This is a genomic window from Chromobacterium sp. ASV23, from assembly GCF_016428945.1.
GTDB lineage: Bacteria > Pseudomonadota > Gammaproteobacteria > Burkholderiales > Chromobacteriaceae > Chromobacterium > Chromobacterium sinusclupearum.
This window is the reverse complement of record NZ_JAELTR010000016.1, coordinates 41,757-62,920: the sequence shown is the minus strand read 5'-3', so window position 1 is coordinate 62,920 and position 21,164 is coordinate 41,757. Positions and strand designations below refer to the sequence as shown.

The following is a 21,164-nucleotide window of genomic DNA, read 5'->3' as shown; positions in this document are numbered from 1 at the left end:
CGCGATGCGTGAATTCCTGCAACGCACCGCCCTGTGGCTGGTGACCATCACGGTCATCAGCTGCGGTTTCTGGGTCTCATCATCGGCCGACGCCGCGATGCTGGCGCTGGCGATTTGCCTGGGCGCCTGGCTCGCTTTCAATCTGTATCACATCGCGTTGCTGATGCGCTGGCTGCGCCATCCGGTGCCGGAGCGGGTGCCGGACGGCTTCGGCGTCTGGCATACCGTGTTCATGACGCTGTACCGCACCATGCGCACGCAAAGCCAGAGCAAGAAAAAGCTCACCCATGTGCTGGAGCGCTTCATCAACGCCGGCGAGGCGATGCCGGACGGCGTGGTGGTGCTGGACGAGCTGGACCGCATCGAGTGGATCAATCCGATGGCGGTGGAGCATCTGGGGCTGGACCGCAAGCGCGACGTCGGCAACCAGATTCTCAACCTGATCCGCCAGCCGGCCTTCCATGCGTATATGAAGAACGCCAGTTTCAGCCAGCCGCTGATGCTGACCTTCAGCCAGCCGCGCGAGCTGGTGATCTCGCTGCAATTGGTGCCGTTCGACTCCACCCGCAAACTGCTTTTGACGCGCGACATCACCCAGTTGGAGCGGGTGCAGACGGTGCACCGCGATTTCGTCGCCAACGTTTCGCACGAGTTGCGCACCCCGTTGACCGTGGTGGGCGGGTTTCTGGAAACCCTGAGCGATATGAGCGAAGTGGACGAGCGCACGCTGCGCCAGTTCCTGCCGATGATGATGGAGCAGTCGCGGCGGATGCAGAGCCTGGTGGAAGACCTGCTGACGCTGTCCAAGCTGGAAAACAGCCCGAAGGCGGTCAATTCCGAGCGGGTGGACATGCGCGACATGCTGGACACGCTGATGGTGGAGGCCGAAGGCCTGTCGCAGGGCCGCCATCAGGTCAAGCTGCTGCGCAACTGCGATTGTGGCCTGTGGGGCAGCAGCCAGGAGCTGCATTCCGCCTTCGGCAATTTGGTGTCCAATGCCGTCCGCTACACGCCGGAAGGCGGCAGCATCACGCTGGCCTGGCAGGACGAGGGCGATCAGCTGCGCTTCTCGGTCAGCGACACCGGCATCGGCATTCCGCGCGAGCACATCCCGCGGCTGACCGAGCGTTTTTACCGCGTGGACCGAGGCCGCTCCCGCGGCAGCGGCGGCACCGGCCTGGGCCTTGCCATCGTCAAGCACGTGCTGGCGCGGCATCATGCCCGGCTGGAGATCAAGAGCGAGCCGGACAAGGGCAGCACCTTCAGCGTGGTGTTCCCGCGCGAACGCCGCAACGACAGCCAGGCCGCCTGATCCCGTTCGATCCAGCGCAAACCGCCGCGACAATTTTCTTGGCGCGGCGGTTGCGGCGCGCTACGATGTCTGTCTTTACCTCAAGCAATTCCCCCTGGACGCCTCACCATGAATCGTTTGCAAGCCATTCGTCCGTTCGGCCAGCGCATCTGGCTGGACAATCTGTCCCGTGAACTGATCGCCTCCGGCGAACTGTCGCGCCTGCTGGCCGACGACGGCATCGCCGGCGTGACCTCCAATCCGGCCATCTTCTACAAGGCGATCAGCACCGACGCGAGCTATCAGGGCGAGCTGGCGGTGCTGAAGCAGGACGCCGGGCTGTCCGCCGAGGCGCGCTACGAGAAACTGGTGGTGGCCGATATCCAGGCCGCCTGCGATCTGCTGCAGCCGCAATACGAGGCCAGCCAGGGCAATGACGGCTACGTCAGCCTGGAAGTGTCGCCGGAACTGTCGCGCGACGAAGCCGGCACCCTGGCCGCCGCGCGCCGTCTGTGGGCCGAAATCGGCCGCGCCAACGCCATGATCAAGATTCCGGCCACTGCAGAAGGCATCCGCGCCTTCCAGCAGCTGACCCGCGAAGGCGTCAACGTCAACATCACGCTGCTGTTCTCGCTGCCGCAGGTGGAAGCGGTGTGGGATGCCTACATCGCCGGCCTGTCCGCGCGCCTGGCCGACGGCAAGCCGGTGGCCGGCGTCAAGGCAGTGGCCAGTTTCTTCCTGTCGCGCGTAGACAGCCTGCTCGATCCGCAAGTGGCCGAGCCGCACAAGGGCAAGGTGGCCATCGCCTTGTCCAAGGCGGCTTACGCCCGTTACCAGGAGCGCTTCCACGGCGAAGAGTTCGCCAAGCTGCGCGCCGCCGGTGCCCGTCCGCAGTTCCTGCTGTGGGCTTCCACCGGCACCAAGAACGCCGCTTACAGCGACGTGCTGTACGTGGAGAGCCTGATCGGCGACGAAACCGTCAATACCGTGCCGGACGCCACGCTGAGCTGCTTCCGCGATCATGGCAACGCCGCGCTGACGCTGCCGCAAGGCATGGAGCAGGCCAAGGCGCTGTTGGCCGAAGTGGAGGCCGCGGGCATCGACCTGAGCGCCGCCGGCGAGAAGCTGCAGCAGGATGGTCTGAAGCTGTTCGAGGATGCATTCGCCCAGTTGCTGAAGCTCACCGCCTAAGCCCGCGCGGACGGTTGTAACAACGGGTTGCCGGCGTGAGCGGGCAACCCGTTTTGTTTGGAGCGACGCGAGGGTTCAGGCGGCTTCGGCCCGGCGCGTGGCCATGCGGGCGCCGGCCAGCTTCAGCTCTTCCGGGCTCAGCGTGCTGGCGGCGGCGGGAAACAGCCAGGCTTCTTCGGTCGCGGCGTGATCGCGGTACTGGCGGGCGAACTCCTGCAATTCGTTCTTGCTGATCTGCTTGATGCGGCCGTCGCGCAGCGCGACCAGATCGTCGCGGATGGCGTTCCAGCACGAATGCAGGTAGCCATGCTCGGCCGATAATTGCTCCAGCCGCGAGGCGGCGGTGGGAATCCGCTCCTCGATCAGCGGAAACAGTTCTTCTTCTTCATCGGTATGATGGGCGGGCCCGGCGATGTCGAAATAGCGCACCACGTCGTCTATGGTGTTGCGGGCGGCTTCGTCGACGCCATTTTCCTCGATATACGGCGGCAGTTTGTCCAGCAGGTCGCAGAAACGGCGAATCTTGTCATGGCAGGCCAGCAGCATTTCCAGCGGCTGATCGAAGCTGGGCGAGGGATTGGCGCCCATAGTGTTGAGCGTGAGCATGTGGGGTCTCCAGCATATTGAGTCAATCAAGATTGTGCCGCACAGTTCAGGCCCAGGACATGACGTGCCTCAAGTGCAAACTGTCCGTCATAATGGCAGGTGGCGTGCGCGCCGGCTGCGCATGTTCTTGATACCGCTTTGCGCGATGGAACACAAGCCGGATTTTCGCGGAGCGAATCCGGCGCGGAAAACAAGGGAATAGCATGCAGTTGCCGTTCGAAGTGAAGGAACTGGATCGCGCCGACGACAGGCTGGCGCGGGAAGCGCTGCGCGTGCAGCTGGCGGCCCACCAACTGGAAGTGGCGTGGCTGAATTATCCGGCCCTGCCGGTGCTGTGGCCGGACCTGGCTGCGGTGCGCGCCAGCCGCGAGCGCATCCTGGCCGCGTTCGAGGGCGAGGCGCTGCGCGGCCTGGTGGTGGTGTCGCGCCGCCCCGACGGCGGCATCCACATCGAGCGCACGGTCGTGGACCCGGAACATCTGGAACAGGGCTGGGGCTACCGTTTGCTCAACCGCGCGCTGCAGGACGAATCAAGCTGCAGCGTGGACACCGCGGAAGTCAACCAGGCGGCGCTGGCGCTGTACCACAAGGCCGGATTCGTGCAGACCCAGCGCTGGACCACGACCGATGGCTTGGCCTTGTGGCGGTTGGAGTATCGTCCGGCCGAGCCGCCGGCGTTGAAGCTGGGCACCGATGGCTGGGTGACCGGCGCCTTGCAGCAGCCGTCGCCCAATTGCGACGAGCGCGGCCCTGGCTGCGTGCCGGAATTGCTGGTGGTGCACAATATCAGCCTGCCGCCGTTCCGTTACGGCGGACCCGGCGTGGAGCAGCTGTTCGCCAACCGGCTGGACCCGGCCGAGCATCCGTACTATCAAGGCATCCATCAACTCCGGGTGTCGTCCCACTTTTTCATCCGCCGCGACGGCCGGCTGCTGCAGTTCGTGCCGGTCGGCAAGCGCGCCTGGCATGCCGGCGTGTCCAGCTGGCGCGGCCGCGACAAGTGCAATGACTTCTCCATCGGCGTGGAGCTGGAAGGCTGCGACTTCGAGCCGTTCAGCGAGGCGCAATACCGCACGCTGGCGGCGCTGGGCATGGAGCTGAGACGCCATCTGCCCTTGTCGGCCATGACCGGGCACGAACATATCGCGCCGGGCCGCAAGACAGATCCTGGGCCGTGGTTCGACTGGAAGCGGGCGCAGGCCGCCTGCGGCCTGGCCTTGGGCTAGCGGCGCCATTCGCCGCTATGTCAGTTTCAGATACGGCCGGGGATGGTCGCCGAAGGCCAGCGCCTCGCCCGGCAGCGCAAACAGCGCGTAGCTGAAGCCCAGGTAAAACGCCGCCTCGTCGCTCAGCCGCGAAATGGCGTCCAGATTGCCCAGCAATTCGCGGAACGGCAGCTGCACTCGCGTGTCGCCGTTTTCGACAAAGCCGACGCTGTGTTCGAAGACCACATGCCGCGGCCGGAAATCGCCGGCGACGGCGACATCGGAAAAGTCGTATTGAGCCAGCAAGGCGGGACGCTTGCGCGCGACCTTGCCGGCCACTACGCCGGCCAGCAGGATCTCGTCGCGCGGCAGGCCGCGCAGATCGGCCAGCTTCACCTTCCGCTCCAGGCTGAGGCGATAGGTCTGGGCGGTGTTGACCAGCCGCACTGTGATCGCTTCGGCGCCGATGTCTTCTATGGTGAGCGCGCTCACAACACCCCCAGGATCAAGGAGGCCTTGGCTTCCAACTCGCCGCGTTCCAGTTCCGGGCTGGAGCGCGCGCTCAACGTGCTGCCCACGCGGGTGGTGGCCAGGCCGTGCGCCAGCAGCGCGCTGCGGATCACGGTGCCCAGCTCCGCCTCGCCGGCGCAAACATAACCGCAGGCGCCGGCGTACCAGTAGCGGGTTTCGTGTTCGGCCAGCAGCCGGGCGGCGGCATCCACCGGCGTGCCGATGACGGTGGCGGGCCACAGGTGGTCGCAGATGGCGTCAGCCAGCGTTTTGCCTGGCTTCAGCCGCGCGCTGATGCTGGCCGATGTGTGGAACACGTTGGCGAAGCGTTCCACTTCCCGCGCCACGTCGACGCGGATGTCTTCGCAGCAGGCCTCCTTGGCCAGGATGTCGGCGCGTACGCATTCTTCCAGTTCGAACTTGTCCTTGTCCGACGCCAGCAGTTTCTCCACTTGCAGCCGGTCTTCGGCTTCATCGCGGCCGCGCGCGACGGTGCCGCAGATCGGGCTGGTGCTGAGCCGCCCGTCTCGCAGCCGCAGGAACATCGCCGGCGAAGAGCCGGCCAACTGGAAGTCCCCGCCGTCGAAATACAGGTTGTACGGAGCGGGATTGCGTTGCAGCAGGTCGCGGTGAATCTGGTAGGCGTCGCGCGCGCAGGGGCGCTGGATGGCGAAGCTGGGGTTGACCGAGCGCAGCGCGCCGTCGGCGATGCGCTGGCTGGCGATATCGTACATGCGCGGGTAGGGCTGGCCACGGCCGGCGGCGAAGTCGTCGGCGTTCAGCAGCGGCCCCAGCGCCAGCGGCCAGGCTTCGCCGCCGGCATCGGCCGGGTCGAGCAGATAGTCCACGGCCACGCCGTCCACGATCAGCCGCTCCGGCAGGTGGAACACGCCCAGCAGGCCGCTGCCCAGTCCCCGCTTGGCGTGGATCAGCTCATAGCAGAAGAAGCCGTAGAGGCCGAAATGCGGGTCGGCATCGAAGCGCGCGGGCAAGTCCAGCAAGGGCTGCAGACGGGTTGGCAACGGCGCGGAAGGGTCAAGCGGCAGACGCCGCGCGCCGGGCGCGCTGGCGTCGGGCATCAAACCCAGCAACGGCGTCAGCGCCTCGACGATGCGGACGCCATTGCGGCTGCGCGGCAGCAGCGCGATGCGGTCGCCGAAGAACAGCACGCTGAGCGCGGCGCGTTCGACCGCGCGGGCGCGGTGCGCGTATTTGCCGGTGTAGTCGTAGTTGCATTGCAGCGCGAACAGCGGCGGACGCGGCGCGGTTTGCGGGACGGATACGGAATGCAGCTTGATCATGTTCATACTTGCAGGTAGCGGGAGGAGAATTTGACCTTGCGGCCGCCGGGGACGGTTTCGATCCAGGCTTGATAGCGGTACAGCAACTGGACGATGAGTTGGGAAATCCAGGACAGCACCACGGTGGATGAAAATTTGAAGACCAGGCTGAAGGCGAAGATCTTCACGATGGTGGTGAAGGGGAAGACGCCGTAGAAGGCGATCATGAAGCAGATGGCGGTATACACCACTTCGCCGATCACCGACGAGAAGATGTCGCGGACGAAGTACAGCCGGCTCGACCACAAACTCTTCAGATAGAGCAGGAAGCGGGTGTTGAACTGGCTGCCGATCAGGCAGCCGATCGCGAACGAGATCGAACCGCGCACAATGTGTTCGCTGATCAGCACATAACTCTGGTTCAGCGCTGCGCAATGGCCGCGCTCGCCCTGCGGCAACAGGCTGCAGTCGCGTTGCGACAGGCTGAGCGCGGTAAAGGACGCGGCAAACAGGATTTCCGCCAGGCAGGTGGCGAACAGTATCTGGTTGGAGCGCTGTTTGCCATAGACCTCGGCGATGGGGTTGAGCAGCATCAGGATGATGGGCATGGTGAAGGTGCCCAGGCTGGCTTCGGTGCCGAAGACCTGGATCACCTTGTAGGAGGTCAGATTGGACGCGATCGCCGAGATCAGGATCAGGAAGGACAGGATCACGATGGGATCGATGCAGGCCAGCGCGCGGTTGGCCAGGTCTTGGAGTCGTTTCATGTGTTTTTCCGAAAAATGATGGCCACCACGCAGCCGAAGGCCGCGTGGCCGTTGTCTTCCAGGCTGAGCGCGCCGCGATCTGCGAAGACGGCCCGGCCATGCCAGGGCGGGGCGGTTTGCACGACCACCACCGAGCGGCGCGGGAATACGCGCTGACGGAACAGCGCCTGGTCTATGGCGAGTACCGAATCGTCCACCGACGGCTCTAAGGGGATGAACTCGTCCCATATCGGCTGGCGGCCGTCGCTTAACGCGGCCAATTGGTCAACGCTGCGGATCACAGGCGCCATGCCGGCGGCGGCGGCGCTGCCCAGGCCGATATCCAGCGCGCGGCTTATCGCAAGCGCATTGCTGAAGGTCAGCTCCCGTTCTTCATATAAGCCCCGATGCAGCGTCGACTGCTTGATGCCGGTGATGCGGGCTAACTCGCTGAGGGAAATTCTTTTATCGCGGATTCTGCGTATCGCACTTTGCTTGAATTCATGCAATACCGAATGGGGGCGGGTGGTTTTTTTTGCCTGCATTATATTGTTTGAGTGTGAATATTCTCTTGTCTGATAAATCGTATTGAGATGGATGGCTGGGTGGATTCTATTTTTTCTGGAAGAAATAGGTTCGGCTGTGCTAGATTGGATCGCTTATGATTTATGTCATAAATTAAATGTTTATTGTTGTTTTCAAAGGATAATTTAAACTGTCTGCTTGGCGATTGTCTGGTTTTCAGGTTTTCATCGGGCGGCGGTGCTTTCTTGATTCAGGTGAATAAGCCAGAAAATATCGATTTCTTTATTTATTTTCCGACGCAATATTTTGCGGATGAAATTTTATGCCGTTGCAATTGAATTGGGCAACGGAAAAGTGAAAAGCACGAGAGCTGGATAGGGATCAGACAAATGCAATCAGCGACAGCGGTGCGGGCGGGAGGACAAATGAGGGGCGCGTATATACAGACCGTTTCCGGGCGGTATCTGAATGTGATGGACCCGCGGCCGGAAGACATAGACATCGTCGATATCGCCCACCATCTGGCGCATCTCTGCCGCTTTGGCGGCGCCTGCCGCCAGTTCTACAGCGAGGCCGAGCATGCGGTGCGGATGACGGAAATCCTGCCAGGGCGGCTGCAGCTGGCCGGCTTGCTGCATGGGGCGGCCAAGGCCTATGCCGGCGAAGTGGTGCGGGCCGATGGTGAGGGCGGCGCGCCCGAATCGCGGCGGCTGGCGGCGGCGGTGGAGGCGCGTTTCGAACTCCAGCTCAGCGGCGAGGACAGGGCCGAGCTGGCCTTGGCCGACGCCCGGCTGCTGGCGACCGAGCGGCGCGACCTGATGCCGCCGGACCGGCAGCCGTGGCCCATCCTGATGGGGGTGCAGCCGCTGCCGGAGCGGATCTGGCCGATGACCATTTCCCTGGCGCTGGCGCGCTTCTGCGAACAGTATGAGCAAGCCCTGCGCTGGCCGCAGCCGTCGCGCATTCAGTTCCGCCAGGACGCGCCGTGTTGAGCGGCCATGAAAAAGGCGCGTCCGGGTGGACGCGCCTGTGAGCGGTTTTGGCGGCGGATCTACAGCTCCACTTGCGCCCCAAGCTCCACCACGCGGTTGGTCGGCACCTGGAAGAAATCGGTCGCCCGCAGCGCGTTCTTGCTCATCCAAACGAACAGCTTCTCGCGCCAGAGCGCCATGCCGGGATGGTCGGTGGGGACGATGGTTTCTCGCGACAGGAAGAACGAGGTGTCCATCAGCTCCATTTCGAAGCCTTCCTTGGCGCACATTTCGATCACCTGCAGCACGTTCGGATCTTCCTTGAAGCCGTAGCGCGCCACCACGCGCCAGAACGATGCCGACATCTGCACGATGTCCAGCCGGTCTTCGTCGGAGATGTAGGGCACGTCCTCGGTGCGCACCGTCATCAGCACCACCCGCTCATGCAGCACCTTGTTGTGCTTCAGATTGTGCAGCAGCGCGTGCGGCACGCCGTGCAGCGTGCTGGTCAGGAATACCGCTGTGCCTTGCACCCGGGCCGGCGGAAAGGCTTCCAGGTTTTCGATGAAGCCATCCAGCGGCAGCGCCTGTTCGCGCAGACGGTTGAACAACAGTTCGCGGCCGCGTTTCCAAGTGCTCATCAACAGGAAGATCACCGCGCCCATCGCCAGCGGCAGCCAGCCGCCATCGGCGATCTTGTGGAAGTTGGCGCTGAAGAAGGCCAGATCGATGATGCCGAAGACCAGGGTGATGCCCAGCGCCAGCGGCAGCGGCCAACGCCAATTGACGCGGGCGACCACGAAGAACAGCAGCGTGGTGATCAGCATGGTGCCGGTGACGGCGATGCCGTAGGCCGCCGCCAGGCTATCGGACGAGCGGAAAGTCAGCACCACGATCAGCACCGCGATCATCAACAGCCAGTTGATGAAGGGCATGTAGATCTGGCCGATTTCCTGCGCCGACGTATGCTGCACCTCCATGCGCGGGCTGTAGCCGAGCTGGATGGCCTGGCGCGATAGGGAGTAGGCGCCTGAGATCACCGCCTGCGAGGCGATCACGGTCGCCAGCGTGGCCAGGACAATCAGCGGCACCAGGCCCCAGTCCGGCGCCAGGATGAAGAACGGGTTCTTGATGGCGGACGGATCGCGCATCAGGAGCGCGCCCTGGCCGAAGTAGTTCAGGGCCAGGCCGGGCAGCACCAGCGCGAACCAGGCGCGGCGGATCGGCGTCTTGCCGAAGTGGCCCATGTCGGCGTACAGCGCCTCGGCGCCGGTCAGCGCCAGCACCACCGAACCCAGCGTCAGGAAGGCGTGGAAGCCGTGTTGCTGGATGAAGAGAACAGCGTAAACCGGGTTGAGGCCGTGTAGCACGGCCGGCGTGACCAGGATTTCCTTCAGGCCCATCAGGCCGATGGTGGCGAACCAGACCATCATCACCGGGCCGAACATCATGCCCACCTTGGCGGTGCCGAAGCGCTGCAGCAGGAACAGCCCCAGCAGCACGGTCACCGCCACCGGCAGCACCCAGGTCTGCATCTGCGGGGAAAGCACCTCCATGCCTTCGGCCGCGGACAGCACCGAAATGGCCGGCGTGATGATGGCGTCGCCGTAGAACAGCGCGGCGCCGAACAGGCCGAGCAATACGATCTTCCAGCGCGCGGCGTGGGTGGTGTAGTGCCGCGCCAGCGCCATCAGCGCCATGATGCCGCCTTCGCCGCGGTTGTCGGCGCGCAGAATGAAGGCGACGTATTTGATCGACACCACGAAAATCAGCGACCAGAAGATCAGCGAGAGGATGCCGAAGATGTTGTCAGGCGTGGTGGGAATGTTTTGTCCGGTGAAGCACTCGCGCAGCGTATACAGCGGGCTGGTGCCGATATCGCCGTATACCACGCCGAGCGCCGCCAGCGTCAGGCCTGCCATCGCCTGTTTGTTTTGTTCCTGCATAAGTTTCCATTGCGGTTGTTCATCGTCGTCGTTGCGGCGGCGATGGTTGAGCCGGATGCATTTTGCGGCTGCGTCGTAACATCATAGTCGATGACAGCGGCCGATAAAAAAACCATAAAAATGCTCGGAAGCGCGCAGGTTACCCCAGTGGCCCCAGCCCGCCAAGCGCGGGTAGGCCTGCCGTAAACAGGGTTGTTGTACCGCAACAACTGCCAAGCGCCTAGCGGTTGACGCGGCCTGCGCCGACGTGACAGGGGCGTGACGCTTGGCCGCCAAGGCGGGACGACGCTACAATCGAAGACATTTAGCCGAATTCCAAGGACGCATCATGCGCGCATCGCAGTTTTTCATCTCCACCCAGAAAGAAGCTCCCGCCGACGCCGACATCACCAGCCAGAAGCTGATGCTGCGCGCCGGCTTCATCCGCAAGCAAGCCGCCGGCATCTATTCCTGGATGCCGATGGGCCTGCGCGTGGTGCGCAAGGTGGAAAACATCATCCGCGAAGAGATGAATCGCGCCGGCGCGATCGAAGTGAGCCTGCCGGTGGTGCAGCCGGCCGAGCTGTGGCAGGAAACCGGCCGCTGGGACGCGATGGGCGCCGAGCTGCTGCGTTTCAAAGACCGCCACGAGCGCGATTTCGCCCTGCAGCCGACCGCCGAGGAGGTGATCACCGACATCGCCCGCCGCGAGCTGCGCAGCTACCGCGCGCTGCCGAAGAACTTCTACCAGATCCAGACCAAGTTCCGCGACGAGCGCCGCCCGCGCTTCGGCGTGATGCGCGGCCGCGAGTTCACCATGAAGGACGCCTACTCGTTTGACCGCAGTGCCGAAGACGCCCTCAAGAGCTACGACAATATGTACGCGGCCTACCGCCGCATCTTCGATCGTCTGGGCCTGACCTACCGCGCGGTGGCGGCCGACACCGGCGCCATCGGCGGCGATCGCTCGCACGAATTCCAGGTGATCGCCGATACCGGCGAGGACGCCATCATCTACTGTCCGGACTCCGAATACGCCGCCAACATCGAACTGGCCGAGGCGTTGGCGCCGGCCGGCGAGCGCGCCGCCGCATCGGCCGCGCTGACCAAGGTGCACACGCCCAAGGTCAAGACCATCGCCGAGCTGGTCGATTTCCTGAAGATCGACATCAAGCAAACCGTCAAGGCGGTGGTGGTGGAAGGCGAAGAGGGCGAGGCCGTGCTGATGATGGTGCGTGGCGACCACGAATTGAACGAGGTGAAGGCGCAAAAGGTGGCCGGCATCAAGAACCCGCTGACCTTCGCCAGCCCGGCCGCCATCCGCGACGCCTTCGGCGCCAATCCCGGCTCGCTGGGCCCGGTGGGCTTCAAGGGCCGCGTGATCGCCGACCGCACCGTGGCCAAGATGGCCGATTTCGTCATCGGCGCCAATGAGGACGACCAGCACTACACCGGTGCCAACTTCGGCCGCGACTGCGCCGAGCCCGAAGTGTTCGACATCCGCAACGTGGTGGAAGGCGACCCGTCGCCGGACGGCCAGGGCGTGCTGGCCATCCAGCGCGGCATCGAGGTGGGCCACGTGTTCTACCTCGGCACCAAGTACTCCGCCGCGATGAACGCCACCTTCCTGGACGAGGACGGCAAGCCCAAGCCGTTTGAAATGGGTTGCTACGGCATCGGCGTGACCCGCATCCTGGGCGCGGCCATCGAACAGAACTACGACGACAAGGGCATGATCTGGCCGGATTCCATCGCGCCGTTCGCGGTGGTGATCTGCCCGGTCGGCTACGACCGCTCCGAAGCGGTGAAGGAAGCCGCCGACAAGCTGCACGCTGAACTGCTGGCCAAGGGCGTGGACGTGATGCTGGACGACCGCGGCGAGCGCCCGGGCGCGATGTTCGCCGACTGGGAGCTGATCGGCGCGCCGCACCGCATCACCATCGGCGACCGCGGCCTGAAAGAAGGCAAGGTGGAGTATCAGCACCGTCGCGACAGCGAAGCGACTGCCGTTGCCGCCGACGCCATCCTGGCCCACGTGCTGGATAAGCTGGCCTGATGAAACCGCGCCTCGTGCTTCTGCCGCTTTGCCTGCTGCTGGCGCATGCGCCAGCGTGGGCCGGCGCGCAGAAGGAGGAGGCGCTGTCGGCCAATGTGGCGTCGGCGATGAGCCGTTCGATTTCCGACGTCAACGCGCCGCGGCTGGTGTTCGACAACCCGCGCGAGGGCCAAGCCTGGCTGGCGGAGATGTCGGCGCGCCTGCAAAAGCGCATTCCAGACCCATGGGTGCGCGAGCGGCTGCTCACCGCCATCCAGTACGAGGCCACCCGCGCCGGGCTGGACCCGCAACTGGTGCTGGGCCTGATCCAGGTGGAGAGCGGCTTCAACAAATACGCGATTTCCGGCGCCGGCGCGCGCGGCCTGATGCAGGTGATGCCGTTCTGGCCGCGCCATATCGGCACGCCGCAGCACAATCTGTTCGATCTCAGCACCAATCTGCGCTACGGCTGCACCATTCTGCGGCACTACTTGGACATCGAGCGCGGCAATCTGTACCGCGCCTTGGGCCGCTATAACGGCAGCCTGGGCCAGCCGGAATACCCCAATATGGTGATGGGCGCCTGGAAGAAAAAATGGGCGTGGACGCCGCCCGCCGCAGTGCGCACGGCGGCCTTGCCATGAAAAAACCGGCCAATAGGCCGGTTTTTTGTCGCCAGAGCATGGCTTTGCAAGCGCTGGCTCGGGAAGGCTGGCGTCTGGTGTCGCGGCTCAGTCTTCCTGCGCCTGCAGCATCTTTTTCAGCAGGTGGGCCAGCGTGGCGCGTTCTTCGCCGTCCAGCATTTCCAGCAACTCAGACTCTGCGGCCAGATGGTGGCCGGCGGCGTCTTCTATCACCTGGAAGCCCTTGGGCGTCAGCGTGACGATCACGCCGCGTCGGTCGTCCGGATCCGGCGAGCGCTGAACCAGGCCGGCTTCTTCCAGCCGGTTGATGCGGTTGGTCAGCGCGCCGGACGAGATCAGCACCATGCCTTGCAACTGGTTGGGCGACAGCTGATACGGCTCTCCGCGGCGGCGCAGCGCCGCCAGCACGTCAAATTCGCCTACATTGAGATTATGGCGAGCCAAATCCTGCAGCACCCGGCGGGTGATGAAGTATTCCATCCGCACGATGCGGCCGATGACCTCAGTGGCGGAGGTATCGAGATCGGGGCGGACTTCGTTCCACAGGGCGACAATGCGGTCAATCTGGTCTGGTACTTGCTGCATGCTGCTGATTCCTGATCGTAAGGTAAGCACGGCGAATCCGGTCGGGCGCAAGAGTATCACGACTTCAAAATATACTATCTTCATCTAAAGACAAATGCTGCAGATCAACTATGTTGCAGCGCGGGATCCTTGCCAGAATGCCGAATCAGCGATATATTTACATGTAAAGATTCTTTATATGAAGATAAATGCCGCATAGCGGCGGGAGTTAAAGCTTGAAAACAGCGGTACGTGGCGATGTGCTGAGTTTCCGGGGCAATCCGTTCCGGGAGGCTGAGCGGGATTGCCTGGCGTTCCAGCGCGACGCGCTGGTTGTGATGGAGAACGGACGCATCGCGGCATGCGGCCCGGCGGCAGAGCTATTGCCGACGCTGCCGGCCGATCTGGCGGTGGCGCATTATCCGGATCACCTGATCCTGCCGGGCTTCATCGACTGCCATGTCCACTATCCGCAGACCGAGATGATGGCCGCCTACGGCGAGCAATTGCTGGACTGGCTGCATCACTACACTTTCGTCACCGAGCAGGGCTTCGCCGACGAGGCGCATGCGCGGGACGTGGCGCGCGTGTTCCTGGATGAGCAACTGCGCAACGGCGTCACCACCGGCTGCGTGTTCGGCACTGTGCACGCGGGGTCGGTAGATGCGCTGTTCGAGGCGGCGGCAGGCCACAATCTGCGCATCCTGGCCGGCAAGGTCTGCATGGACCGCCATGCGCCGCCAGCGCTGCTGGACACGCCGCTGACCGCCTATGAGCAATCGCGCGCGCTGATCCAGCGCTGGCATGGCAAGGGCCGCGCCGAATATGTGATCACGCCGCGCTTCGCGCCGACTTCCAGCCATGGCCAACTGGAAATGCTGGGCGCGCTGGCGGCGGAGTTCCCCGATGTCGCCATCCAATCCCATATTTCGGAAAACCTGGACGAGATCGCCTGGGTCAAGCAGCTGTTCCCCGGCTGCCGCGACTACGCCAGCGTCTATCAGCGCTACGGCCTGTTGCGGCCGCGCGCGGTGTACGGCCATGGCATCCACCTGAGCGATGAGGAGCTGCAGGCTTTCCACGACAGCGGCGCTTCGCTGGCCCACTGCCCGACCTCCAATTTCTTCCTGGGCTCCGGCTGCCTGAACCTGCGCCGCTGCGTCGAGGGCGAGCGGGCCATTCCGGTCGGCCTGGGCACCGACTTGGGCGCCGGTACCAGCTTCTCCATGCTGCAGACCATGAACGCGGCTTATATGGCGGCGCAGAGCCACGGCAAACCGCTGTCGGCGGCGCAGGCATTCTATCTGGCCACGCGCGGCGGCGCGGAGGCGCTGGGCATCGCCGACAAGGTGGGCAGTATCGCCGTCGGCATGGAGGCCGATCTGGCGGTGCTGAACCTGCGCTCCACGCCGCTATTGGATTTCCGCATGCGCTACGCCCGCGACCTGTCCGAAGCCTTGTTCATCCAGATGATGCTGGGCGACGATCGCGCGGTGGCGGCGACATATGTGGCCGGTAGCCCGGTGTATCGGCGCGCGGCAGCGTAAAGCGCAGGCAAGGCGACAGCAAGCAGGCGGATGGCCACTAGGGCTCCGCCTGCTTGCCATTGTGGATAACTTGAGATTTCTCCGGGCGTTGTGGATAAGTTTGCCGTCTACTGACGCACTGCCACCGCGATGCGGGTAAAGGCATTCATCAGCGCGATCGCCAACGTCAGGTCGGAGATTTCCGCTGCGCTGAAATGCTCGCCCAAAGCCTGATACAAGTCATCCGGCGCGCGGCTTTCGCCGATGCGGGTCACCGCTTCCGTCCAGGCGATGGCGGCGGCTTCGCGCGGCGATAGGATCTCCGCCACGTCCCAGCCGGCCAGCGCGTCGAGTTTTTCCTGGCTTTCGCCGCGGCGGCGCAGCGCGTGGCTGTGCAGCTTCAGGCAGAAGGCGCAGCCGTTCAGCTGGGCCACGCGCAGATAGACCAGTTCGATCAGCGGCAGGCCCAGGCTGCTCTCCGCCAGTGCGTTCTTGCAGGACAGCAAGCCTTGATAGGCCTGGGGCGACAGTTTGGTGTAATCGAGTCTCATCATTCATCCTTTCGGGTTCAGCGCGGACTGGGCGCTGGTGGCGGGCGCGCGCCAATTCAGCAGGCGTGCGGTCAGTTTCTGCAGGGGTGGCGCCAGCAGCAGCACCGCGCCCATTGCGACCGGCCAGGCCTGGGCGAAGGCGTGCAGCCAGTGCGCCAGAAAATCGGCATGCAGCCCCAGATTCAGGCTGGTGAACCAGGCAGTCATGACCAGGGACATGGCCCCAGACATCAGCAGCGAGAACAGCAGGCGTTGGCGCAGAGCGGGATGCATGGCGTGATTCTCCGTCGGTTTTTGATGAGCAGAGTCTAGTAAAAAGCGAATTGCGAAAATAGAATGAAAAAATCAATTTCAAATTCCATTTTTGCAATCATGCTGGATGATCTGGATCTGTTTGTGGCGATTGTGGATGCCGGCAGCCTGCGCGCGGCGGCGCTGCGCCTGGAGATGCCGGCGCCGACCTTGACGCGGCGGCTGCAGGCTTTGGAGGCGAGGCTGGGTTGCAAGCTGCTCAATCGCAGCGCGCGGCGCATGGTGCCGAGCAACGAGGGCTGGCAGTACTACGAGCAGTGCAAGCCCTTGCTGGCGGCGCTGCGGCAAGCCACGGCGTCGCTGGACGCGACGCTGAACCGGGTGGAGGGCGTGGTGAGGCTGATGGCGCCGCTGAATATGGCCAACGATATGCTGCTGCCGCTGTGGGAGCGGCTATTGCGCGACCATCCGCAGCTGCGGCTGGAGTTGAAGCTGAACAATAATATGGACGATTTGTATAGCGGCATGGCGGATCTGGCGCTGCGGGTGGGGGAGCAGACCGACCCCTCGCTGCAGCAGCGCCGCGTCGGCGCGGTGCGTACCATTCTGGTCGCCGCCCCAGCCTATCTGGAAGCGCATGGCGAGCCGGAGCGGCCGGCTGAATTGGCGGCGCACCGACTGCTGATGTCGGAGCCGTTTCAGCGCTGGAAACTGCGTCACCGGGAAAGCGGCGAGGAGGTGGAGTGGCCGGTCGCGCCGTGCCTGCAAGCCAACGATATGCTGCTGACGCGGAGGCTGGCCGAGGCCGGGGCCGGCATCGCCGTCAGTCCGCTCAGCATTTGCCACCGTCAGGTGGCCGATGGCACGCTGCGCCGCGTGCTGGAGTCATGGGAGATCGCCACGCGACCGGTGTACGCCGTCTGGCCGCAGCGGCGCGCCTTGCCGGCGCGGGTGCGCGTGGTGCTCGATGCCCTGCTGGCGTTTGCCGCAGCGGAGCCGCGCTTGCAGGAGTGAAGGCTTATTTGCCGCCGCGCGGCGGCTTGGGCAGCAGGACCAGCCGGGTGCCGGCCAGCCTGTCGTGCAGGTGGCGGCCTTCCTTGTCGTAGAAACGGGCCAGGAAGGGCAGCAGCCACCAGATCAGCGCCAGCCACTTGGCCGCCGGATGGTCGCCATAGCTGCGTTGCCACCCGAGGTAGGAGATCACCGGCAGGCCGACGAACAGCATCGCCGCGACGGCAAAGCGCATCAGCGCCTGCTGCCAGTTCAGCAGCCTGCCGTCGGCCGTCACCAGCCGAATGTGCCAGGTCTTCATTGCGGCGGTTTGGCCGCTGCGCGTCCAGCAGTAGCCGAAGTAGGCGAACAGCACGCCGGCCGAGGACAGCTGGATCAGGCTGTGCAGCAGCCAGGAGTCTTGGCCCAACATCAGTTGCAAGGGGGTCAGCACGGCGCTGGTGATCAGCAGCATGGCGACGATCAGCAGCGATTCGTAGAACAGGCTGGCCAGACAGCGAGACAGGCTGGGGGCGGCGGTTTCGGTCATTGGGCGATGGAGGCGTCGGGTTGGGCGCGCTGCTGGCGCAGGCGCTGCATCACTTGCTCGCGCTGGTCAGGCGGCAGCTGCTGCAGTTTTTTCCAGTTGGCGCGGATTTCGTGGCGTTGCTGCGGCGTCAGCTCGGACCAGGCTTTCAGCTTCCGCTGCGCCCGTTGCTGCTGCTGAGGCGCCAGATTGGCGAAGCCAGGCACGATGGCCAGCAGGCTCTGTTTTTTGTCCGGCGAATAGCGGTTCCACTCGCCGGCCAGCGGCGCCAGCACCTGCTGTTGTTGACTGTCCAGCTGGTCCCAGCTCGGATTGGCGGGCGGAGAGGCCTGGGCGAACACGGGGCAGAGCAGACCGGCCAGGCACAAGGCGCTGGCCAGGTGTGCGGCCTTATTCATGCAGCCCCCGGCTGAAATGCGGCTCCAGCAGCGAGTTCAGCGGCAGATCCTGCGACAGCACCGTCGCGTCCACCGATTCCGATTCGGCCAGCAGCCCCTCGGCCAGCATCAGGCTGGCGGCGGCGATCGCGGCAAAACCGATGGCGGCCCCGCCGCGGCGCAGCATCACCAGATGGCGCTGCGCCCATAGCGCCAGCCGCTCGTGCAGGCTGACTGGCTCGGCGGCGCGCATATCATACTGTTGCATGGCGCGCTGGCGCGCGGCTCTCAGGCGCGCCAACTGCTGCGGCGTTGGGTCGGAGGACGGATTGTCGAGTATGCGGGTGATGTGATTCGGCAAATGGTCGCCCGGGCTATCTTTGGCGTGTTTCATAGCAGTACTCCCTTTTGCGCAAGGATGGCGGCCAGGGTGTGGTTGGCGCGCGAGCAATGCGTCTTCACGCTGCCTTCCGAACATCCCATCACGAGAGCGGTTTCGGCGACATCCAGTCCCTCCCAGTAACGCAGCAGAAAGGCCTCGCGTTGACGCGCCGGCAAGAGCTTAAGCGACGCGTCTATCATCTGTGCCACTTCCTTGCGCAGATACCATTTCTCGGGGTTGGTATGCGCCTCGTCGGCGGCCACATCCAGGGTTTCCAGCGGGTCCGGACTGTCGTCCTCGGCATGGGTAGGGATCAGCGACGACAGCAGGGTGCTGACGAAGCTGCGCACCTTGCTGCGACGGTAGTGGTCGCGGATGGTGTTCTGCAGTATGCGCTGGAAGATCAGCGGCAGTTCCTCGGCCGGCGCGTGGGCGTAGCGGTCGGCAAGCTTCATCATCGAGTCTTGCACGATATCCAGCGCGTTCTCTTCCTGCCGCACCGCGTACAGCGCCTGCTTGAAGGCGCGTTTTTCCACCGACTGGAGGAAGTCGGCCATTTCCTTGCGGCTTGCCATCTGTGCGTTTCGGGTTGATGCCAACCTGCGATGGTAACAGAGCAGGAATCACTCGGCTAGTCCGTTTTTTTGCCTGAAATTACCGGCAGTTAGCGCCATTTTGCACCTGCACAAAAGCACTTGACCGTGCTTTGAGCAATACGCTAAGGTCTTTGAGCAAACGGGATGAAATTAATACGAAACAGAGGCGATATGCAGATATCGGGCGCCGAAATAGTAGTCCGCTGCCTGCAGGAAGAGGGGGTCGAATTTGTTTTCGGCTACCCGGGTGGCGCGGTACTGGAAATATACGATGCCATCTTCCGGCAAGACAAGTTCAAGCACGTGCTGGTGCGACACGAGCAGGCCGCGGTGCATGCCGCGGACGCGTACTCGCGTTCTAGCGACAAGATAGGCGTGGCGCTGGTGACCTCCGGTCCCGGCGCGACCAATGCCGTCACCGGCATTGCCACGGCCTATATGGACTCCATCCCCATGGTGGTGATCTCCGGCCAGGTGCCGTCGCCGGCCATCGGCCTGGACGCGTTCCAGGAAGTGGACATGGTGGGCATCACCCGGCCGTGCGTGAAGCACAACTTCCTGGTCAAGGATGTGAACGAGATAGCCGCCACCATCAAGAAGGCGTTCTACATTGCCAAGAGCGGCCGGCCCGGCCCGGTGGTGGTGGATATTCCAAAGGACATCACCCAGCAGCGCGCGGAGTTCCGTTACCCGGACAGCGTGCATATCCGTTCCTATGTGCCGGCTACCCGCGGCCATAGCGGACAGATCAAGAAAGCGGTGAACCTGCTGCTTGAGGCGAAGCGTCCTTATATCTACGTCGGCGGCGGCGCCGTGCAGGGCCGCGCCGAGGCAGAGGTGACCGAGCTGGCGCGCCTGCTGAACCTGCCGTGCACCAACACGTTGATGGGCCTGGGCGCCTATCCGGGCTCGGACCGGCAGTTCCTCGGCATGCTGGGCATGCACGGCACCTACGAAGCCAATATGGCCATGCAGAATTGCGATGTGCTGGTGGCCGTGGGCGCGCGTTTCGACGACCGCGTCATCAGCGTGCCGTCGCATTTCCTCGGCCAGCCGAAGAAGATCATCCACATCGACGTCGATCCGTCGTCCATCTCCAAGCGCGTGCGCGCCGACATCCCCATCGTCGGCGACGTCAAGCTGGTGTTGCGCGAGATGCTGGATGTGCTGAAGCAGTCCGGCCAAAAGCCGGACGGTTCGGCGCTGAATCAATGGTGGCGGCAGATCGAGGAATGGCGCGGCCATAACTGTCTGCTGTACACCCCGTCAGACGACCTGATCAAGCCGCAGTACGTGGTGGAGCAGCTGTACCAGATCACCGGCGGACAGGCCATCATCACCTCCGATGTCGGCCAGCACCAGATGTGGGCGGCGCAGTACTACAAGTTCGACCGCCCCAAGCAGTGGTTGAACTCCGGCGGACTTGGCACCATGGGCTTCGGCCTGCCGGCGGCCATCGGCGCGCAGCTGGCCAACCCGCATGCGCAGGTGGCCTGCATCACCGGCGAAGGCTCGATCCAGATGAACATCCAGGAGCTGTCCACCGCCAAGCAATACCACACGCCGGTCAAGGTGGTGGCGCTGAACAACCGCTACCTGGGCATGGTGCGCCAGTGGCAGGAGTTCTTCTACGGCACCCGTTATTCCGAGTCCTACATGGACGCGCTGCCGGACTTCGTCAAGATCGCCGAGGCCTATGGCCATGTCGGCTTCAAGGTGGAGAACCCGGCCGATGTGGAGCCGGTGCTGCGCGAGGCGTTCAGCGACAAGCTGAAGGAGCGCCTGGTGTTCCTGGATTTCCGCACCGACCAGTCGGAAAACGTGTTCCCGATGATCCAGAACGGCAAGGGACTGGATCAGATGGACCTGCCGCCGCACATGCGCGACATCCAGCAGGTGCCTTTCGAGAACAACCGTGACTACGGCAATATGTGCTAAGGCGGCCGGCATGCGACATATCCTATCCATACTTCTGGAAAACGAAGCGGGCGCCTTGTCCCGCGTGGTGGGGCTGTTTTCGGCCCGCGCCTACAACATCGATTCGCTGACGGTGTCCACCACTGAGGACCCGACACTGTCGCGGATGACCATCGTCACCCACGGTTCCGACGAAGTCATCGAGCAGATCACCAAGCAGCTCAACAAGCTGATCGAGGTGGTCAAGGTGATAGACCTCAACGAATCCGAACACATCGAACGCGAGATGATGCTGATCAAGGTCCGCGCCCAGGGCAAGGACCGCGAGGAGATGAAGCGCATGGCCGACATCTTCCGCGGACGCATCATCGACGTGACGGAAAAGACTTACACCATCGAGCTGACTGGTACGAGCGAGAAGCTTGGCGCCTTTATCGAGGCGGTGGACCGTACAGTGATCCTGGAAACGGTCCGTACCGGCGCATCCGGCATCGGTCGCGGTGAGCGGGTTCTGAAAATCTGAGCAGGGCTGC

Annotated in this window: 23 protein-coding genes and 1 pseudogene; 11 read left to right on the top strand and 13 right to left on the bottom strand. The window is 63.8% G+C overall.

What is annotated here, in order from left to right; translation table 11 throughout:
- Positions 1–4 precede the first annotated feature (4 nt).
- Positions 5–1,312: a phosphate regulon sensor histidine kinase PhoR gene (gene phoR / locus JHD59_RS09250; RefSeq protein ID WP_199154009.1), complete on the top strand. Its 1,308-nt coding sequence runs from the start codon at positions 5–7 to the stop codon at positions 1,310–1,312.
- A gap of 108 nt (positions 1,313–1,420) precedes the next feature.
- Positions 1,421–2,482: a transaldolase gene (tal, locus tag JHD59_RS09245; protein WP_103321358.1), complete on the top strand. Its 1,062-nt coding sequence runs from the start codon at positions 1,421–1,423 to the stop codon at positions 2,480–2,482.
- 75 nt (positions 2,483–2,557) lie between these two features.
- Here tal and JHD59_RS09240 read toward each other — a convergent pair whose 3' ends face one another.
- On the bottom strand, positions 2,558–3,088 hold the full coding sequence (locus JHD59_RS09240; protein ID WP_103321357.1) for a hemerythrin domain-containing protein: 531 nt from the start codon (positions 3,086–3,088) through the stop codon (positions 2,558–2,560).
- A 203-nt stretch (positions 3,089–3,291) separates the two neighbouring features.
- Between JHD59_RS09240 and JHD59_RS22770 the strand changes: the two are divergent.
- Positions 3,292–3,729, top strand: a pseudogene (locus JHD59_RS22770) (GNAT family N-acetyltransferase); the annotation flags it as partial.
- Between the two features lie 36 nt (positions 3,730–3,765).
- A complete protein-coding gene (gene ampD / locus JHD59_RS22765; protein WP_255521383.1) occupies positions 3,766–4,314 on the top strand; it encodes a 1,6-anhydro-N-acetylmuramyl-L-alanine amidase AmpD in 549 nt (182 codons plus the stop codon).
- Between the two features lie 15 nt (positions 4,315–4,329).
- Here the strand turns inward: ampD and JHD59_RS09230 are convergent, their stop codons facing one another.
- From JHD59_RS09230 to JHD59_RS09215, 4 genes are read right to left on the bottom strand one after another with little or no spacing between them, the layout of a single operon-like run.
- Complete coding sequence (locus tag JHD59_RS09230; RefSeq protein WP_199154007.1) at positions 4,330–4,785, bottom strand: hypothetical protein; 456 nt, start codon at positions 4,783–4,785, stop codon at positions 4,330–4,332.
- Entirely contained in the window at positions 4,782–6,104 is a 1,323-nt protein-coding gene (locus tag JHD59_RS09225; protein WP_199154006.1) for a chorismate-binding protein, read from the bottom strand. Before JHD59_RS09225 ends, JHD59_RS09230 begins: the two co-directional genes overlap by 4 nt.
- 2 nt (positions 6,105–6,106) lie before the next feature.
- Positions 6,107–6,850, bottom strand: coding sequence for a queuosine precursor transporter (locus tag JHD59_RS09220; RefSeq protein ID WP_199154005.1), 744 nt, complete (start codon positions 6,848–6,850; stop codon positions 6,107–6,109).
- Positions 6,847–7,374, bottom strand: a complete 528-nt coding sequence (locus tag JHD59_RS09215; RefSeq protein WP_199154004.1) for a helix-turn-helix transcriptional regulator — start codon at positions 7,372–7,374, stop codon at positions 6,847–6,849. The genes JHD59_RS09220 and JHD59_RS09215 overlap by 4 nt, the downstream gene beginning before the upstream one ends.
- A gap of 405 nt (positions 7,375–7,779) precedes the next feature.
- On the opposite strand from JHD59_RS09215, the gene JHD59_RS09210 reads away from it, so the two are divergent.
- Entirely contained in the window at positions 7,780–8,346 is a 567-nt protein-coding gene (locus JHD59_RS09210; protein ID WP_199154003.1) for a phosphohydrolase, read from the top strand.
- 59 nt (positions 8,347–8,405) lie between these two features.
- On the opposite strand, the gene kup is transcribed toward JHD59_RS09210, so the two are convergent.
- Positions 8,406–10,271, bottom strand: coding sequence for a low affinity potassium transporter Kup (gene kup / locus JHD59_RS09205; RefSeq protein WP_103321351.1), 1,866 nt, complete (start codon positions 10,269–10,271; stop codon positions 8,406–8,408).
- A 328-nt stretch (positions 10,272–10,599) separates the two neighbouring features.
- Between kup and JHD59_RS09200 the strand changes: the two genes are divergently transcribed.
- On the top strand, positions 10,600–12,306 hold the full coding sequence (locus JHD59_RS09200; protein WP_103321350.1) for a proline--tRNA ligase: 1,707 nt from the start codon (positions 10,600–10,602) through the stop codon (positions 12,304–12,306).
- Positions 12,306–12,929, top strand: coding sequence for a lytic transglycosylase domain-containing protein (locus tag JHD59_RS09195; protein ID WP_199154002.1), 624 nt, complete (start codon positions 12,306–12,308; stop codon positions 12,927–12,929). The genes JHD59_RS09200 and JHD59_RS09195 overlap by 1 nt, the downstream gene beginning before the upstream one ends.
- An 87-nt stretch (positions 12,930–13,016) precedes the next feature.
- Here JHD59_RS09195 and JHD59_RS09190 read toward each other — a convergent pair whose 3' ends face one another.
- The gene (locus tag JHD59_RS09190) at positions 13,017–13,514 is read right to left on the bottom strand and encodes a MarR family winged helix-turn-helix transcriptional regulator (protein ID WP_199154001.1); all 498 of its coding nucleotides are present in this window, start codon (positions 13,512–13,514) and stop codon (positions 13,017–13,019) included.
- A gap of 215 nt (positions 13,515–13,729) precedes the next feature.
- Here JHD59_RS09190 and guaD point away from each other — a divergent pair, with 215 nt between their 5' ends.
- Positions 13,730–15,040, top strand: a complete 1,311-nt coding sequence (gene guaD / locus JHD59_RS09185) for a guanine deaminase (protein WP_199154000.1) — start codon at positions 13,730–13,732, stop codon at positions 15,038–15,040.
- A 107-nt stretch (positions 15,041–15,147) separates the two neighbouring features.
- Here guaD and JHD59_RS09180 read toward each other — a convergent pair whose 3' ends face one another.
- The gene (locus tag JHD59_RS09180) at positions 15,148–15,573 is read right to left on the bottom strand and encodes a carboxymuconolactone decarboxylase family protein (RefSeq protein ID WP_233163966.1); all 426 of its coding nucleotides are present in this window, start codon (positions 15,571–15,573) and stop codon (positions 15,148–15,150) included.
- Positions 15,574–15,843 carry a DUF2798 domain-containing protein gene (locus JHD59_RS09175; RefSeq protein ID WP_103321345.1) on the bottom strand — a complete coding sequence of 90 codons (270 nt, stop codon included), beginning with the start codon at positions 15,841–15,843 and terminating at the stop codon, positions 15,574–15,576.
- Between the two features lie 99 nt (positions 15,844–15,942).
- Here JHD59_RS09175 and JHD59_RS09170 point away from each other — a divergent pair, with 99 nt between their 5' ends.
- Entirely contained in the window at positions 15,943–16,836 is an 894-nt protein-coding gene (locus JHD59_RS09170) for a LysR family transcriptional regulator (protein WP_199153999.1), read from the top strand.
- Positions 16,837–16,840: 4 nt separating this feature from the next.
- On the opposite strand, the gene JHD59_RS09165 is transcribed toward JHD59_RS09170, so the two are convergent.
- The 4 genes from JHD59_RS09165 to JHD59_RS09150 are packed head-to-tail and all read right to left on the bottom strand — an operon-like array spanning position 16,841 to position 18,693.
- Positions 16,841–17,362, bottom strand: a complete 522-nt coding sequence (locus tag JHD59_RS09165) for an RDD family protein (RefSeq protein ID WP_199153998.1) — start codon at positions 17,360–17,362, stop codon at positions 16,841–16,843.
- Positions 17,359–17,757 carry a DUF3106 domain-containing protein gene (locus JHD59_RS09160; protein ID WP_103321342.1) on the bottom strand — a complete coding sequence of 133 codons (399 nt, stop codon included), beginning with the start codon at positions 17,755–17,757 and terminating at the stop codon, positions 17,359–17,361. Before JHD59_RS09160 ends, JHD59_RS09165 begins: the two co-directional genes overlap by 4 nt.
- Complete coding sequence (locus JHD59_RS09155; RefSeq protein WP_158248801.1) at positions 17,750–18,130, bottom strand: DUF3619 family protein; 381 nt, start codon at positions 18,128–18,130, stop codon at positions 17,750–17,752. Before JHD59_RS09155 ends, JHD59_RS09160 begins: the two co-directional genes overlap by 8 nt.
- Positions 18,127–18,693: an RNA polymerase sigma factor gene (locus JHD59_RS09150; RefSeq protein WP_103321340.1), complete on the bottom strand. Its 567-nt coding sequence runs from the start codon at positions 18,691–18,693 to the stop codon at positions 18,127–18,129. The genes JHD59_RS09155 and JHD59_RS09150 overlap by 4 nt, the downstream gene beginning before the upstream one ends.
- A 192-nt stretch (positions 18,694–18,885) precedes the next feature.
- On the opposite strand from JHD59_RS09150, the gene ilvB reads away from it, so the two are divergent.
- Both ilvB and ilvN read left to right on the top strand, forming a co-directional pair.
- Complete coding sequence (gene ilvB, locus JHD59_RS09145) at positions 18,886–20,652, top strand: biosynthetic-type acetolactate synthase large subunit (RefSeq protein ID WP_103321339.1); 1,767 nt, start codon at positions 18,886–18,888, stop codon at positions 20,650–20,652.
- Positions 20,653–20,662: 10 nt separating this feature from the next.
- Complete coding sequence (gene ilvN / locus JHD59_RS09140) at positions 20,663–21,154, top strand: acetolactate synthase small subunit (RefSeq protein ID WP_043621423.1); 492 nt, start codon at positions 20,663–20,665, stop codon at positions 21,152–21,154.
- Positions 21,155–21,164: the final 10 nt, after the last annotated feature.

Bases quoted from the DNA above. Each gene is read 5' to 3' on its own strand.
- JHD59_RS09210 (WP_199154003.1), top strand. From the start codon at position 7,780: ATGAGGGGCGCGTATATACAGACCGTTTCCGGGCGGTATCTGAATGTG.
- ilvB (WP_103321339.1), top strand. From the start codon at position 18,886: ATGCAGATATCGGGCGCCGAAATAGTAGTCCGCTGCCTGCAGGAAGAG.
- JHD59_RS09240 (WP_103321357.1), bottom strand. From the start codon at position 3,088: ATGCTCACGCTCAACACTATGGGCGCCAATCCCTCGCCCAGCTTCGAT.
- JHD59_RS09200 (WP_103321350.1), top strand. From the start codon at position 10,600: ATGCGCGCATCGCAGTTTTTCATCTCCACCCAGAAAGAAGCTCCCGCC.
- kup (WP_103321351.1), bottom strand. From the start codon at position 10,271: ATGCAGGAACAAAACAAACAGGCGATGGCAGGCCTGACGCTGGCGGCG.
- ilvN (WP_043621423.1), top strand. From the start codon at position 20,663: ATGCGACATATCCTATCCATACTTCTGGAAAACGAAGCGGGCGCCTTG.
- JHD59_RS09150 (WP_103321340.1), bottom strand. From the start codon at position 18,693: ATGGCAAGCCGCAAGGAAATGGCCGACTTCCTCCAGTCGGTGGAAAAA.
- JHD59_RS09190 (WP_199154001.1), bottom strand. From the start codon at position 13,514: ATGCAGCAAGTACCAGACCAGATTGACCGCATTGTCGCCCTGTGGAAC.
- JHD59_RS09180 (WP_233163966.1), bottom strand. From the start codon at position 15,573: ATGATGAGACTCGATTACACCAAACTGTCGCCCCAGGCCTATCAAGGC.
- JHD59_RS09215 (WP_199154004.1), bottom strand. From the start codon at position 7,374: ATGCAGGCAAAAAAAACCACCCGCCCCCATTCGGTATTGCATGAATTC.
- JHD59_RS09155 (WP_158248801.1), bottom strand. From the start codon at position 18,130: ATGAAACACGCCAAAGATAGCCCGGGCGACCATTTGCCGAATCACATC.
- JHD59_RS09220 (WP_199154005.1), bottom strand. From the start codon at position 6,850: ATGAAACGACTCCAAGACCTGGCCAACCGCGCGCTGGCCTGCATCGAT.
- JHD59_RS09175 (WP_103321345.1), bottom strand. From the start codon at position 15,843: ATGCATCCCGCTCTGCGCCAACGCCTGCTGTTCTCGCTGCTGATGTCT.
- tal (WP_103321358.1), top strand. From the start codon at position 1,421: ATGAATCGTTTGCAAGCCATTCGTCCGTTCGGCCAGCGCATCTGGCTG.
- JHD59_RS09225 (WP_199154006.1), bottom strand. From the start codon at position 6,104: ATGATCAAGCTGCATTCCGTATCCGTCCCGCAAACCGCGCCGCGTCCG.
- JHD59_RS09160 (WP_103321342.1), bottom strand. From the start codon at position 17,757: ATGAATAAGGCCGCACACCTGGCCAGCGCCTTGTGCCTGGCCGGTCTG.
- phoR (WP_199154009.1), top strand. From the start codon at position 5: ATGCGTGAATTCCTGCAACGCACCGCCCTGTGGCTGGTGACCATCACG.
- JHD59_RS09195 (WP_199154002.1), top strand. From the start codon at position 12,306: ATGAAACCGCGCCTCGTGCTTCTGCCGCTTTGCCTGCTGCTGGCGCAT.
- JHD59_RS09170 (WP_199153999.1), top strand. From the start codon at position 15,943: ATGCTGGATGATCTGGATCTGTTTGTGGCGATTGTGGATGCCGGCAGC.
- JHD59_RS09165 (WP_199153998.1), bottom strand. From the start codon at position 17,362: ATGACCGAAACCGCCGCCCCCAGCCTGTCTCGCTGTCTGGCCAGCCTG.